Annotated in this window: 13 protein-coding genes; 5 read left to right on the top strand and 8 right to left on the bottom strand. The window is 68.3% G+C overall.

Annotated features, from left to right (window positions below; genetic code table 11):
• Positions 1-218 precede the first annotated feature (218 nt).
• Positions 219-1268 carry a lytic polysaccharide monooxygenase auxiliary activity family 9 protein gene (locus VF106_RS08625; protein ID WP_330839068.1) on the top strand — a complete coding sequence of 350 codons (1050 nt, stop codon included), beginning with the start codon at positions 219-221 and terminating at the stop codon, positions 1266-1268.
• Between the two features lie 57 nt (positions 1269-1325).
• Here VF106_RS08625 and VF106_RS08620 read toward each other — a convergent pair whose 3' ends face one another.
• Entirely contained in the window at positions 1326-1868 is a 543-nt protein-coding gene (locus tag VF106_RS08620; protein ID WP_330839067.1) for a hypothetical protein, read from the bottom strand.
• A 159-nt stretch (positions 1869-2027) separates the two neighbouring features.
• Here VF106_RS08620 and VF106_RS08615 point away from each other — a divergent pair, with 159 nt between their 5' ends.
• The 4 genes from VF106_RS08615 (at position 2028) to VF106_RS08600 (ending at position 5908) form a co-directional block, all read left to right on the top strand.
• A complete protein-coding gene (locus VF106_RS08615; RefSeq protein WP_330839066.1) occupies positions 2028-3986 on the top strand; it encodes a glycoside hydrolase family 9 protein in 1959 nt (652 codons plus the stop codon).
• A 251-nt stretch (positions 3987-4237) separates the two neighbouring features.
• Positions 4238-4993, top strand: a complete 756-nt coding sequence (locus VF106_RS08610; protein ID WP_330839065.1) for an SDR family oxidoreductase — start codon at positions 4238-4240, stop codon at positions 4991-4993.
• Positions 4990-5382 (top strand): sigma factor, encoded by a 393-nt coding sequence (locus VF106_RS08605; protein ID WP_330839064.1) that lies wholly within the window; start codon positions 4990-4992, stop codon positions 5380-5382. Before VF106_RS08610 ends, VF106_RS08605 begins: the two co-directional genes overlap by 4 nt.
• 13 nt (positions 5383-5395) lie before the next feature.
• Complete coding sequence (locus tag VF106_RS08600) at positions 5396-5908, top strand: sigma-70 family RNA polymerase sigma factor family protein (protein ID WP_330839063.1); 513 nt, start codon at positions 5396-5398, stop codon at positions 5906-5908.
• 361 nt (positions 5909-6269) lie between these two features.
• Here the strand turns inward: VF106_RS08600 and VF106_RS08595 are convergent, their stop codons facing one another.
• The 7 genes from VF106_RS08595 to VF106_RS08565 form a co-directional block, all read right to left on the bottom strand.
• On the bottom strand, positions 6270-7289 hold the full coding sequence (locus tag VF106_RS08595) for a LacI family DNA-binding transcriptional regulator (RefSeq protein ID WP_330839062.1): 1020 nt from the start codon (positions 7287-7289) through the stop codon (positions 6270-6272).
• Positions 7286-8185, bottom strand: coding sequence for an ABC transporter ATP-binding protein (locus VF106_RS08590; RefSeq protein WP_330839061.1), 900 nt, complete (start codon positions 8183-8185; stop codon positions 7286-7288). Before VF106_RS08590 ends, VF106_RS08595 begins: the two co-directional genes overlap by 4 nt.
• Before the next feature lie 118 nt (positions 8186-8303).
• Positions 8304-9257, bottom strand: a complete 954-nt coding sequence (locus VF106_RS08585) for an ABC transporter ATP-binding protein (RefSeq protein ID WP_330839060.1) — start codon at positions 9255-9257, stop codon at positions 8304-8306.
• Positions 9257-10213 carry an ABC transporter permease gene (locus tag VF106_RS08580; RefSeq protein WP_330839059.1) on the bottom strand — a complete coding sequence of 319 codons (957 nt, stop codon included), beginning with the start codon at positions 10211-10213 and terminating at the stop codon, positions 9257-9259. The genes VF106_RS08585 and VF106_RS08580 overlap by 1 nt, the downstream gene beginning before the upstream one ends.
• Complete coding sequence (locus VF106_RS08575) at positions 10213-11199, bottom strand: ABC transporter permease (protein ID WP_330839058.1); 987 nt, start codon at positions 11197-11199, stop codon at positions 10213-10215. Before VF106_RS08575 ends, VF106_RS08580 begins: the two co-directional genes overlap by 1 nt.
• Positions 11200-11206: 7 nt before the next feature.
• Positions 11207-12928, bottom strand: coding sequence for an ABC transporter substrate-binding protein (locus tag VF106_RS08570; protein WP_330839057.1), 1722 nt, complete (start codon positions 12926-12928; stop codon positions 11207-11209).
• A 14-nt stretch (positions 12929-12942) separates the two neighbouring features.
• The gene (locus VF106_RS08565) at positions 12943-14847 is read right to left on the bottom strand and encodes a glycoside hydrolase 5 family protein (protein WP_330839056.1); all 1905 of its coding nucleotides are present in this window, start codon (positions 14845-14847) and stop codon (positions 12943-12945) included.
• Between the last annotated feature and the right edge of the window lie 213 nt (positions 14848-15060).

Raw genomic sequence — 15060 nt, 5'->3', positions numbered from 1 at the left:
AGATCGACTGATTGGGAGCGCTCCCACAATCTAGCGGCGAGGCACGGGACACGAAAGCCCATCACGCAGAATCACGGCAATTCATGAATTCTCACCCGGATGGACCAGCGCATTGGGCAAATCGTTGTGGTATCCACGCGGACTGTTCCCCGACCGCAATCGGACACGCTACCGTACCAGTTACTGGGAGCGCTCCCAGAGGCGAGAAAGAAGGCACGATGACACGAAGAAGGGCAACAACGGTGTTGGCCGCCGTCGCCATGCTGATGGCCGGCCTCGTGATCGCGACGTTCAACGCGCCCGCCGCGTCGGCACACGGCGCGATGATGACCCCCGGCAGCAGGACGTTCCTGTGCTGGCGGGACGGGCTGTCACAGCAGGGCAACATCGTCCCCAGGAACTCGGCGTGCGCGGGAGCCGTGGCGCAGAGCGGTGACAACTCGCTCTACAACTGGTTCTCCGTGCTCCGCTCCGACGGCGCAGGCCGCACCGAGGGCTTCGTCCCGGACGGCCAGCTCTGCTCCGGCGGCAACCCGAGCTTCGCCGGCTTCAACCGGGTCGGGAACTGGCCGCTCACCCACCTGACCTCGGGTGCGAACTTCACGTTCTCGTACAACAAGTGGGCCGCCCACCCCGGCTGGTTCTACCTGTACGTCACCGAGGACGGCTGGAACCCCAACCAGCCCCTGACGTGGGCCGACGTCGAGAACCAGCCGTTCCTGACCGCCGACCACCCCTCCGACAGCGGCCAGACGGGCTCCGTCGACGGGAAGTACGTGTGGACCGGCAACCTCCCGTCCGGCAAGACCGGCCGGCACATCATCTACTCGGTGTGGAAGCGCTCGGACAGCAACGAGACCTTCTACGGGTGCTCGGACGTCGTCTTCGACGGCGGCAACGGCGAGGTCACCGGCGTCGGCGTGGTCGACAGCCCACCGGACCCGAACCAGCCGCCGAACGGTGCCTGCACCGCTTCGTGGGCCTTCACGGGTAGCTGGAACGGCGGCTACCAGGCCGAGATCACGATCCGCAACCCCGGCACCACAACGCTTTCCGGCTGGCGGGTCGGCTGGGCCATCCCGAGCGGGACGACCATCAACAGCGTCTGGAACGGCACGCTGTCCACGGACAGCCTCCGCACCCAGGCCACGGTGACCAACGTGGGCTGGAACTCCTCGGTGCCACCGAACTCGACACGCACGTTCGGCCTGACGGCGAACGCGTCCGGTAGCCCGACCGCGCCGGCGCTCACCTGCTCGAGCCCGTAAGTCGCGAGCCTGCGACACCATTGAAGCGGCGGCTTCAGTGGCGTCTCGCGCGGTCTTTCAGTGGCCGTGCCCGTGTTCCGGGTTGGCGAACACACAGTCGGCCACGTCGGCGGGCACCTGTTTGACCTTCGGATCCACGTAGTCACACCGGAAGTAGTACAACCCGAGCCGGCTCACCCCGAGGAACCCGGCGGAGACCGCGAAGCCGTTGCCGAAGGCGAAGGTCGGGCCGTCGGCGAGCTCCCCCGCGGTCATCGCGTCGTGCCACGATTCCTGGAATTCGCGCTGCGCGTCGCCGGTGAACAGCAGCAGTCCGACCCTGGGGAATTCCGCCGACACCGAGCAGGTGGCCCATTCAGCGACATAGGGCTCGAAGCGCGCCGCGATGTCCGAGCCGACGAACCCGCGCAGGTCACCGAGGTCCTGCGTGGTCACGTCCGCGCATTCCCCTGCGGTGTCGCGCATCCAGTCGACCACCTCGTCCATTGTGACCAGTCGTTCGCCGATCGCGCCTGCGCCGCGCGTGGCCACGGGTTCGGCCGCGGCGCAGCCGGCCAACAGGCAGGCGGCGGCCGCGAATGTCGCCACGATGCGCTTCACACCATTCGCTCTACTCCGAAAAACACGGGTACACAACAGTTTTCCCACCGATGGCGGAATTGGCTCTTCCCATACCCGACACTCGGGCACTACAATTCTGGGAGCGCTCCCAGAGAGTCGATCTCACCGGGACCCCGCAGCCCTCGACGAGGAGGCTCCGTGCGCAACCGGCTTACCCTGCTCATGACGCTGGCACTCGCCGGCGCCGTGCTCGTCGCCCCCGCGGGCGCCACAACGGCCGCCGCGGCGCCCGCCTACAACTACGGCGAGGCGCTGCAGAAGGCGATCTGGTTCTACGACGCGCAGCGATCCGGCGTGGTGAGCGCTAACAACCGGGTCGGCTGGCGCGGGAGCTCCGGGCTCAACGACGGCCGCGACGTCGGCCTCGACCTGACCGGCGGGTTCTACGACGCTGGCGACCACGTCAAGTTCGGGCTTCCGTTCAGCGCCAGCATGACCATGCTCGCGTGGGGCGCGATCGAGGAGCGGGACGCCTACGTCCGGGCAGGGCAGCTCGCGCCGCTGCGCGCCAACCTGCGCTGGGGCATGGACTGGCTCATCAAGGCACACCCGCAGCCGCAGGTACTGTACGGGCAGGTCGGCCAGGGCGACGCCGACCATCGCTGGTGGGGGCCCGCCGAGGTGATGCCGATGGCGCGGCCAGCCTACAAAATAGACGCCAACTGCCCGGGTTCCGACCTCGCCGGCGAGTCTGCCGCCGCGATGGCCGCCTCCGCCATCGTCTTCTCGGACGACCCCGCCTACGCGAACACCCTGCTGACACACGCCAAGCAGCTGTACACGTTCGCCGACCAGCGACGCGGCCGCTACAGCGACTGCATCACCGACGCCGCGAACTTCTACCGCTCGTGGAGCGGGTACGTCGACGAGCTGGTGTGGGGCGCGATCTGGCTGTACCGCGCGACCGGCGACCCGACCTATCTCGCGAAGGCCGAGGCGGAGTACGCCAACCTGGCCAACGAGAACCAGACCACCACGAAGTCCTACCGGTGGACGATCGCGTGGGACGACAAGTCCTACGGCACGTACGTGTTGCTCGCCGAACTGACCGGCAAGGCCCAGTACTTCACCGACGCCAACCGCTGGTTGGACTTCTGGACGGTCGGCGTGAACGGCCAGCGCGTCCGCTACTCCCCCGGCGGACAGGCCCACCTCGACACGTGGGGCTCGCTGCGTTACGCGGCCAACACGGCGTTCGTCGCGCTGGTGCACAGCGAGAACGTCACCGACGCGACGCTGAAGGCGCGCTACCACGACTTCGGTGTCCGGCAGATCAACTACACGCTCGGCCAGAACCCCCGCAACGCCAGCTACATGGTCGGGTTCGGACAGAACCCGCCACGCAACCCGCACCACCGCACGGCACACGGCAGCTGGACCGACAACATCCAGCAGCCCGCGCAGAGCCGGCACGTGCTGTACGGGGCACTGGTCGGTGGGCCGGGCCAGCCCAACGACTCCTATGTGGACGACCGCCAGGACTTCGTGGCCAACGAGGTCGCCCTTGACTACAACGCCGCGTACACCGGCGCGCTCGCCAAGCTGTACGACGAGTTCGGCGGCACCCCGCTCGCGAACTTCCCGCCGGCCGAGACACCCGACGGGCCCGAGCTGTACGTGCAGGGCGCGGCGACGCAGCAGAGCCCGACGTTCACCGAAGTGAAGCTGTACGTGGTCAACACGTCGGCGTGGCCGGCACGCGCGCTGGCCGGTGGCAAGGTCCGGTACTACTTCACTGTGGACGGTGCCACGACACCGGCCCAGCTCACGGTCACCACGAACTACAACCAGTGCGGCGCGGCGTCCGCGCCCGTCCAGCACTCCGGCAACGTGTACTACGTCGAGGTGCCGTGCCCCGACGCGATCGCACCGGCCGGACAAAGCCAGCACCGCAGGGAGATCCAGGTCCGCGTGACGAGCGGGGGCACCTGGGATCCCACCAACGACTGGTCCTACAGCGGCCTGCCCTCGGGTGGCGCACAGCCCGCCACCACGTCACGCATCGTTCTCACCAGTGCCACTGGCGCCGTCCTGTGGGGTACTCCCCCCGGCGGCGCGGCCCCGCCGTCAGCGACCGGGAGTCCCTCCGGAAGCTGAACGGCCCAGGGCGGGTCGCCGGCCCGTGGCAACCGGCGACCCGCCCTGCTCGTACTTCCGCAGCGTCGCGGAGTTCCTACGGCGCCACGACCTGTGATCGCGCACATCGGCGTGCGTGACCACACGGCCCCGGTCCCGCCAGCCGCCGCTGGCGGGACCGGGCTACCCGTTGACCGCGTCCACATGTCACAGATGGCCCCTGCTGCCTCGTCTCGGGTTCGCGGACAGTTTCCCGAGAACGCGAGGACGAGATGAACGAACACATCACAGCGTTGGTCACCGGGGCGAACAAGGGGATCGGCCACGCGGCCGCCGAGCAGCTCGCCGCGCTGGGCATGACGGTCCTGATCGGTGCCAGAGACCCGCGGCGCGGCGAGGAGGCCGCCGCGGCGGTGCGCGCGGCGGGCGGCGACGTGGACGCGGTCACCCTGGACGTCACCGACCCGGTCACCATCCAGGCGGCCGCGACGCGGATCGAGGAGCGCTTCGGCCACCTCGACGTGCTGGTCAACAACGCCGGCATCACCGGCTCCGGGCAGGTCTCGCCCCAGGACGCCTATGATCAGGTTCCGAGCACCGTCGACCTGGACATGGTCCGGTCGGTGTTGGAAACCAACGTCGTCGGGGTGATCGCGGTGACCAACGCGATGCTGCCGCTGCTGCGGCGGTCGCCGGCGCCCCGCATCGTCAACGTCAGCAGCCACGCCGCGTCGCTGACCCTCACCAGCGATCCGGACGGTCCCTTCGCGGCACTGCTGCCGTCGGCCGCGTACACGCCGTCCAAGGCCGCGCTGTCCGCGTTGACCGTGCAGTACGCCAACGAGCTACGCAAGGACGGCATCCTCGTCAACGCCGCCGCCCCCGGCTTTGTCGCGACGGACAGCAACAATCACAGTGGGTTCCTCACACCAGCGCAGGGCGCCGCGGTCCTGGTGCGCCTGGCCACGCTCGGCGCGGACGGACCGACCGGCGGGTTCTTCAGCGCGGAAGGCCCGGTGCCCTGGTGACCGAGGAGTTCGAAGAGCTGCGGCCGCTGCTGTTCTCGATCGCCTACCGGATCCTCGGCAGCGTGAGCGAGGCCGAGGACGCCGTCCAGGAGACGTGGCTGCGTTTCGAAGCCTCCGCGACGCGGCCGACATCGACCAGGGCGTTCCTCTCGGCCGTGGTGACCCGGATCTCGATCGACGTGCTGCGCTCGGCGCGCGTCCGGCGCGAGGAGTACGTCGGGCCGTGGTTCCCAGAGCCCCTGCTCACCGACCCGTACCAGGACCCGGAGCGCTCCGCGGAGCTGGCCGACTCGCTGTCGATGGCGGCTCTGCTCCTGCTGGAACGGCTCACTCCGCTGGAGCGCGCGGTGTTCGTGCTGCGCGAGGTGTTCGGGGTTCGGCTTCGGTGAGGTCGCCTCGGCCGTGGGGCGGTCGGAGGCGGCGTGTCGCCAGCTCGCGGTGCGGGCGCGCCGCCACATGGACGCGGGCAGGCCCCGGTTCGAGGCCGACCGGCGCGAGCGCGAGGAACTCGCCGGACGGTTCTTCGACGCCTTCCGGGAAGGCGACGTCGACGGGCTGCGTGAACTCCTCGCCGGTGACGTGCAACTGGTCGGTGACGGCGGCGGAAAGGCGCCGCAATGGGCCTCCCGTTTCGTCGGCGCCGAGAACGTGGCCCGGGTGCTCGTCACACTCGTCGCGCCGTTCGTCCGGATCGGGGGCGTGGTGGCACCGCACCAGGTGAACGGCCAGCCAGGCGCGGTCTTCCGCGACCGGGACGGCAAGGTCGTCAACACGTGGGCGCTCGACATCCTCGACGGACGGATCCAGACGATCCGCACGGTGATCAACCCCGACAAGCTCGGGCACATGGGTCCGGTGGCGGACGCCTGGGCGGTCCTGCGCGAGACAACCCAGGCTCGCCAGGCCACGGACTGACGCCGCCGGCGGGAGCACGCCAACCGTTCGTGGGACTCGACCGGCAGGCAATCCGCACGTGCGGGCAACCAAACGGCGGGGCTACGGCGTTTACACACTGACCGGGGCGGCGACCGCTCCGGTGCTGTTCGTGTTTCTCCTGGAGGGTCGATGTTCCACAAAAGGGGTCTTGTCGGCGTGCTCGCGGCGTCCTTCGCCGCCGGTGTGTGGTTGTGCCGGGACCGGCGGACGCCGGGGTGGGCCGCCAACCCACCCAACGGAGGACGACGGCCGGACACCAGACAGATGCAGATCTCAGCTCGCTGAGCCCGGCGCGTCCTGGCTGTCGGGCGGCGTTCAGCCATCGCTACGCGGCAGTGTCTCAATCGGCCGGTCGGGCGGTGCTGCCGCGGACCACCAGGCGCGGCGGGGTGTCCTGCACCTCCGTCACCACCTCGCCGCCCAGCAGGGCCAACAGGTTCTCCGCGGCCTGGCGGCCGTACCCGGTGCTGTCCCGGCTCAGGGCCGTCAGCGGCGGGTGCGTGATCTCGCACAGCACGGAGTCGTCCCACGCCATGATGGACAGATCACCCGGTACCTCGACACCCATCTCGTGTGCCACCGAGACGCCGGCGACCGCCATCACGTCGTTGTCGTAGATGATCGCGGTCGGTGGGTCGGCCGCGCTCAGCAGCCGGCGGGTGGCCTGGGCGCCCGCCTCCGGGCTGTAGTCGGTGGGGATCGTCGACGACCACGCCAGGCCCAGCCGCTCGGCCGCGCCGTCGAAAGCGGAGGTGCGCATCTCGTCGTGCAGCATGCCGGGCACGCCGCCGATCCGCGCGATCCGCCGGTGTCGCAACGCGGCCAGGTACTCGACGACCATCACCATGGCGCCGGCGTCGTCGATCCACACGCCCGGCAGCGCGCCGTGGTGGCCAGGGCCGCCGACGACCATCGCCGGCAGGCGCAGCTCCTCGAGCACCGGCACCCTGCTGTCGTCAAGGCACAGGTCGATGAGGAACACGCCGTCGACACGGCGTTCCGCCCACCACCGGCGGTACGTGGCGATCTCGGCGTCGTGGTCGGGCACGACGTGCAGCAGTAACGCGGTCTGGCTCGACGCCATCGCGGTCTCCATGCCGGAGATCAGTCTCATGAAGAACGGCTCGACACCCAGCGTGCTCGCCGGGCGCGCCAGAACGAGGCCGAACGCGCCCGCCCGTGCGCCGGACAGCGCCTTGGCCGCGCTGTTGGGGTGCCACCCCATCTCCAGCGCCAGCCGCAGCACGCGCTGCCTCGTCGACTCCGACACGCCGGGCTGGCCGTTGAGGGCGTAGGACACGGCGCCCTTCGACAGTCCCGCCTTCTTGGCGACGTCGGCGATCGTTACCCGTCTGGTCACGCTACCCGTCCATTATGGACATCCGATGGGTCGAAGTGTGCCACGAAATGGCCCTCCTCGACCTCCTCGAGTGGCGCGTCACCCTCCTGTCCCACGCTTTCGGGCACCGGCAGGTCCTCCCACCTGGTGCCGAGCCGGGGCACCGAGGCCAGCAGCATACGTGTGTACGGATGGCGCGGGTCCCCGAAGACCTTCTCGGTGGTGCCCCGCTCGACGACCGCGCCTCGGCGCAGGATCACCGTCTGGTCGCTCAGGTAGTTGCCGAGCGACAGGTCGTGGGTGATGAACAGGACGGCCAGCCCACGCTCCTTGAGGTCGGCGAGCAGGTTCAGCACGTCGATCCGGGTGGACGCGTCCAGCATGCTGATGATCTCGTCGGCGACCAGCAGCTTGATGTCGAGCAGCAGCGCGCGGGCCACGAGCAGCCGCTGCAGCTGGCCGCCGGAGAGCTGGTGGGGGTACTTGCCGAGCACGAGGTCGGGGTTCAGGTTGACCGAGGCGACGGCCTCCGCCACCCGCTCGCGCCACTGTTCGTCCTTCATGTCCGGAAAGTACGACTGGCGGATCATGGCGAACACGCGGTCCGCGCGGAAGACCGGGTTGTAGGTACTGAACGGGTCCTGGAACACGCCCTGCGCGTGCCGGTAGTAACCCTTCAGCCCGGCCCCCCGCAACCCGGTGATGTCGGTGCCCTCGAAGGTGATCGCGCCGCTCGTGGGCTGGATCAGCCGCAAGATCATCCGACCGATCGTGGACTTGCCGCTGCCGCTCTCCCCGATCAGCGACACGACCTCGCCGGGCCGCAGCTCGAAGGTCACGTCGCGCACGGCACGCAACGACGTGCGCCCGAACGCACCGACCCGGTAGTTCTTGGAAACCCGCTCCAACTTCAACATCCGGCCGCCCTCTCGCCCGCTACGTGGCGCCGGAACGCTCCGCAGGCTCCGCTCCTCCGGCGCCCTCCGCGGGCTCGGTGGCGTCCTGAGTATTGATGATTCGCTCCGCAAGCTCCGCTCATGACGTCGCCTTCCAGCAGGCCACCTTGTGGTTCTCCGCGATCTCCACGAACGGCGGCTGCTCGGCGCACCTGTCGAACGCGAGCGGGCAGCGGTCGCGGAACCGGCAGCCGGGTGGAGGGTCGAGCAGGGCGGGTGGGCTGCCGGCGATCCCCGTCAACCTCTTGCCGTCGTACCGGATGCCCACCTCGGGCAGCGACGAGATCAGCAACTGCGTGTACGGGTGCTTCGGCGCGGAGACGAGCACCGGTGTCGGCGCCGTCTCGGCCAGCCGGCCCGCGTACATCACCGTGATCGTGTCGGCGATCTGGTAGACCAGCGACACGTCGTGCGTGATCACGATCATGCTGCGGACGAGCTCGTGGTCGCGAAAGGACGCCAGCGCCAGCGCGACCGCCCGCTGCGTCGAGACATCCAGTGCCGAGGTCACCTCGTCGGCGATCAGCAGCGACGGGTTCAGCAGCGTGGAGATCACCATCACCATGCGCTGCTTCATCCCGCCGGACAGCTCGATCGGGTACCGGTCGAGCACGCCGCGGTCGAGGCCGACGAGGTCGAGCCGGCGGTCCAGCTCCTCGCGCACGGTCGAGAACCTGATCTTCCGCGACTCGACCAGCTCGCGGATCATCTTGCCGATCTTGCGGGTCGGGTTCATCGCGCTCATCGCGTACTGCGGCACGATCGAGACGTCGGTGAACCGGAACCGGTTCATGGCGGCGGTGTCCCCGATGGGCAGATCGCCACCGTCCAATGTGACCGATCCCGCGACGTGCCGCATGCGACCGTCCATTCGGATGAGACTCTTGCCCAGCGTCGTCTTGCCGGAACCGGACTCGCCGACGAGCCCCATGATCTCGCCGTCCGCCACCGAGAACGTGACGCCGTCGAGCGCGTGCACGTCACCGCGCAGCGTCCGGTAGTGGACTTCGAGGTCCTCGACCCGAAGGCTCATCACGACTCCCGGAGCTTGGGGTTGAAGACCTCGTCGAGGCCAACGTTCATGATGTACATGGCACTGACGATCACGGTGATGCCGAGCCCCGGCGGGATGAACCACCACCACAGGCCGAGGTTCATCGCGCTCCACTGCTTGGCCTGGTTGAGCATCAGGCCGAGCGAGGTGCCGTCGGTCGGCCCGAGTCCGATGAAGTCCAGCGTCGCCGCGAACAGCACCGCGCCGCCGAACAGCAGGATGAACACCATGAACAGGTAGGACGCCATGTTGGGCGCGATCTCGCGGAAGATGATCCGGTGCACCGGCGCACCGGACAGCTTCGCGAGATCGACGAACTCCCTGGCCCGCAGGGAAAGCGTCTGTGCCCGCACCGCGCGGGCCACCCACGGCCAGTTGTACAGGCCGATGATGATCGCCTGGCTCGTGAGGCTCCGCACCTCGAGGTAGGCCACGACGACCATCAGCACCGCGAGCACCGGCAGCACGAGCACGATGTTCGTGACCATGTTGAGGATCTCGTCGAGCAGACCACCGCGGTACCCGGACGTGAAGCCGATGACCATGCCGAGCACACCCGAGATGAGCGCGGCGACCACCCCGACGAAGAACGTCGCGCGCAGGCCGTGCACGAACTGCGCGAACACGTCCTGGCCGAACGTGGTGGTGCCGAACAGCCACTCGCCCGACGGCGACGCGCTCGGCGGTCCCACGTACGCGAGCGGGTCGTCGCCGGTGAACAGCGGGCCGAGCAACCCCAGCAGCAGGAACACCAGCACGACAGCGAGCCCACCGAGGAGCTTCTTGTTGCGCCGCGCGAAGTAGAGCGCCTCCCGTCGCACCGGTGCCGTGTGGACGGTGGCCACGCCGGGCACGGTGGCCACCTCGGAGGTGGCGGCGCCGACCGGTGTCGGCTCGACGTCCGCGCCGACGGGGTCTGTGTTCTGTTGCGTCATCAGGCGCTCATCCCCACCCGCGTCCGCGGATCAACCAGCACGTAGACGATGTCGATGATGAAGTTCGCCACCAGGACACCGATGACGATGAACAGGAAGATGCCCTGCAGGAGGAACAGGTCGTTCGCGTTGATGGCCTGCAGCACCAGGTAACCGAGGCCCCGGTAGTCGAAGACGATCTCGGTGACGATCTGGCCACCGACGATCACCCCGAGCTGGAGCGCGAGACCGGTGACCTGCGGCAGCAACGCGTTGCGGAAGGCGTACCGGCGAACCAGCCGCTGCGGCGCGCCGAGCGCCCCGAGGTAGTTCGCGTAGTCCGCCTCCAGCTCGTAGATGACCAGGTTCCGCATGCCGATGGCCCAGCCGCCGAACATCACGAGGAACAGGGACAGGAACGGCAGGAACCAGTGGCTGATCAGGTCGTTGATGAACAGCCACGACCATTCCGGCTGCAGCGACGCGGAGAAGCTGCGGCCGACCGGGAAGATGCCGGCCACTTTTCCCAGCGCCCATGCCAACAGGATCGCGAGCCACATGTACGGCGTCGCGGTCAGCACGTACCAGACGGGTAGGACGGTGTTGTCCAGCACCTTCTTCCGTGCCGCGTACGCGCCGAACTTGTTGCCCGCCCACCAGCTCAGCAGGATGGCGGGCAACAGCAGCCCGAGCGTGTACGGCACGGCGGCGAGGATGATCGACCCGACGGGTTGGGGATACGCCCACAGGCTCGTCCCGAAGTTGCCCTGGAGCAGCTCACCCCAGAAGTTGAGGTACTGCTGCCAGATGGGCAGGTCGAAGCCGAACAGGTTGGTGTAGTACTCCCGCATGGCCGCGACCCCCGCCGGGTCCTGCAACCCGGCGCGCGACACCATGGTGCGCACCGGGTCGCCCGGCATGAAGCGCGGGATGATCCAGTTGATCGTCACGGCGACGAAGAACGTCAGGACGTAGATCCCGAGCTTCCTGCCGAAGTACCGTCCCATGGAGGTGTCACTGCTCCTCTGGCGCCGGCTTCAGCTCGGCCAGCATCTTGATCGCGCCCTTCTGCGGGTAGCCGCGCCACATGGTCGGCACGATCTGCCCACCGTCCGCCGACGGCCAGTTGGTCCACACCGCGTTGCTGTACTGCGCCCAGAGGCCGTTGTACCACAACGGAATCACCGGCTCCTCGGTCAGCTGGATACGCTGCAGCTGCGACATGAGCGCGCTCATGCCGGCCTGGTCGTCGACCTTCGTCCCGTCGAGTTGCGTGACGAGGTCCCATGCCTGCTGGTTCTCGTACCGGCCGTAGTTGATCGTGGTCTGGTTCTCGAGGACGGGCAGGCCGAAGATGTACTCGTAGTACCGCCACGGCGTGTCGTCCATCTGCCGGTCGTTGTTGAGGATCAGGTCGAACTGGCCTGACTCGCGCTGGTCCTGCACGACCTCGGCGGCCGGCGTCTCGGCGGTGAGCTGGATGCCCGCGGCCTTGGCGCTGTCCGCGATGACCCGCCCCGCCTCGTTCCAGTCCGTCCAGCCGGACGGGGTCGCGAGCTTCAGCGAGATCGGCGAACCGTCCTTGTTCTCCACGAACCCGTCACCGTTGGTGTCGCGGTAGCCCGCCTGGGACAGGAGCGTCTTGGCCTCGCCGGTGTCGTAGGTCGGACCCAGCTCGTCGACCACACCCTTGTCGATGTACTTGTCCCAGATGGGCAGCAGGCCGGTCGGGTCGGCCTTCTGCACGATGTTGTTGTACACCGAGTTCACGATCTTGTCGGTGTCGACGGAGAACGCGAGCGCGCGGCGGAAGGCCGGGTCGTTCAGCGGGGCCTTCGTGGTGTTCGGCACCAGCCAGGTGGTGTTGGCGGCCAGCATGTACGGCGCGTCCTTGTAGTACGTCTCCAGCTTGTAGCCGCCCTTGACCAGGGACGCGATGCCGGGGAGGAAGTTGTTGGACAGGTCGATCTCGCCCTGCAGCACCTGCCCGAGCGCGGCCTCGTTGCTCGAGTTGACGAGGTCGACGATGTACGTCGGCTTCATGTCCAGGTCGAGCTTGTCCTTGCCCCACCAGTTCTCGTTCTTCTTCCAGACCATGCGGTCCTGGTCGTGCGCCTCGACGAGGTACGGGCCGGAGCCGACCGGCTTGTCGAAGTTCGCGCCCTGCATGATGTCCTTCTCGGACCTGCCATCCCAGAGGTGCTTCGGCACGATCGGGTTGAAGTACACCCAGTTCGCCCACTGCTGGTAGTGCGGCTCGGAGAAGGTGACCTTCGTGGTCAGCTCGTCCACGGCCTCGACGGACTCGATGGAGCTGTACAGGGGGTTGTAGGGCACCGTCTTCATCTTGCCGAGGTTGATGGTGAACGCCACGTCCTCGGCGGTGATCGGCTCGTCGTCACTCCACTTGAGACCCTCGCGCAGCGTCACCTGGTAGGTCTTGTCGTCGACCCACTCGTCCTTCTCGGCGAGCCACGGCTCGTACTTGGACCCGAGCGGGTCGAAGAGGAACAGGGTCTCGTAGAGGAGCCCGACCGTGCCGGTCGCGTAGTCCCCCTGCCGGAACGGGTTCGCGTTGCTCGGCACGCCCCACTGCGAACCGCTGGTGAACAGGGTCTGGTTGCGCGGATAGGAGCCCGACCCAGCGCTCGCACCATCTCCTTCCGCACCCGTGCAGGCGGTGGCCACTAAGCCGACCGCGGCGAGCAGGACCAGAAAACGATTCCGTTTCCGCATGGCGCTCTCCTCGTTCAGGAATCCTTGAGTGCCAGCACCCGCACTCCGTACGGGCGCAACGTCACCTCGTCGACGGGCTCCCCCGCCGCGAGGTCGGTGAGCCGGCCCTCCGGGACCACCGGCTTCACCTCGAGTTCCTCCGCTGACTGGCTCACGAGCCAGACGAACCGCCTGCCGTCCCGGTGGCGAAGCTCGGCCGTGTGGACGAGCGGGTCGGCGACGGTCACCGGCCTCGACACGCCGGCCATGGCCCCCAGCGCGTCGTAGATCCGGTACGTGGGTTCGGGGTTGACGTGCGGCAGTGCCGCCGCCATGCCCTCCAGTGGGAACGTGCACAACACCAGGTGCCCCGTTCCGTGCTTTCGCCGCAGCAGCACGGGGTTTCCGTGCTGGTCCACGGCCATGACCTCCGCTTCGGTCGGTCGCACCGGCAGGTACGACCTGGCGTGGGAGTTGCCGCCCGCGCGGAAGGTGAGCGTGCTCCCCTCGGCGATCGAGCCGAACTCGGCGACGAACGTCACCGCGACCTCGTCGTCGGCGATGGGATCGACCAGCCCGTAACGCAACTGGTGCTCGACCCCGAACATCCCGTTCACGTCGGCGTGCCACAGCCCGCGCTGCACGGCGTGGTTGCCCGGACTGTAGGACACGTAGACGACCGCGCCGTTCTCCGCGAAGCTCGCGAGGTCCCGCCAGGCCGGCGCGGTGAGCTGCTTCGCGGACGGCACGAGGTAGAGCAACCGGTCGCCGGGCAGACCGTCCTGTTCACGTGCCGCACGCACCGGGAGATCGGCCTCCCGTGCCGCGACGTACGCCTGGCGCAGGACATCGAACACGTAGGTGTGGTCGCCGGACTGGGTGAACGGGTACGGATGCTCCAAATAGGACGGTACGACGAGCGCCGTCTCGGCGTCGGGTCGCGCGCACCTCGGCAGGTCGACGTGCGCGAGAACGCCCGCGAACTCACGGACCTCGCGCAGCGCCGGTTTCGGGGCGCCGGTCACGTCGGTGAGACCGAAGCGCATCTCGAACGCGTGATGGCGGTACGGGTCCTGTGTGTACAGGTTGTCGTAGTCGCTGTTGTTCCACCCGATCCAGCCGGTCGCGCCGGCGAGCAGCGAGTTGTGCAGGATCTGGCGGTAGTAGTGCGCGGCGTGCTCGCGGGACACGAACGCGTCCGTGACGCCGAACTCCTCGAGCACCACGGGTTTGCCGGCGAAACCGGACAGCTCGCAGATGAACGCGGCGGTCAGGTGCTGGCGCACGACGTCGTTCTCCATGCGGTACACGTGTGGCCCGACGAAGTCGGTGAGCGCGGCCAGCTCCCGCACGGAGAACCCGTTGTCGGCGCCGGTGATCTCCATGCCCCAGGCGCCGTCGCCGATCGACACCGGCTGGGTGCCGCCGCCGGCACGCACGGCCTGGACCATGAGCTGCGCCCACGGCGTGACCTTCTCCCTGGCCGCCGGCTCCCCGTAGATGGGCATCTCGTTGGAGATCAGCCAGCCGGCCACCGCGGGATGGTCGTGGAACCGGGCGGTCATCCGCTCGACGAACCACGCCTGCCGGGCGACCATCCACACGTCCCCGTACAGATCGCGGCCCTGTCGCCACGCGGGATCCCAGTTCTCGCCGGACATGTGCCCGACGATGAACGTCGGCACGGTCGCCATGCCGGCCTCGGTGTGCCGGTCGAGGAAGTCGGCGTACCGGTCGACCATCTCCTCGTCGATCCGGTCGGGCGCCGGGTGGAAGTCGGGCCAGTAGAAGAACGACCTCGTGAGGTTCATCCCGTGCTGGCTCAGTACGGCGAGCTCCCGCGCGATCAGGTCGGGGTCGTAGCTACGCCACATCAACGGTCCCCCGGAACGGGACCAGAAGTTGGCGCCGAGCCACGGCCGCCCGTCGTGCAGAAGCATCATCGCCTCCCGACACCCGAAACAACTGAACCGCGTAAGTTTCGGTTCAGTGATCGAGCTCTAGACGTCGCGGAGCTTACGACAGCCTTTGGCGCGATGACCAGACCTTGCAATGAACCGGTTCAGTAACGACGTCCAGGCAAGCGGGGCGACCAGCGGTTTTGGGAGCGCGAACGGCCGTGGGGCCGCCTCCGGTGTTCGACCGGAGACGGC

Origin of the sequence: Actinophytocola sp. (assembly GCF_036378875.1) — a bacterium.
Lineage (GTDB): Bacteria > Actinomycetota > Actinomycetes > Mycobacteriales > Pseudonocardiaceae > Actinophytocola.
Note: the sequence above shows the minus strand (reverse complement) of the source record. Positions and strands in the feature narration are given on the sequence as shown.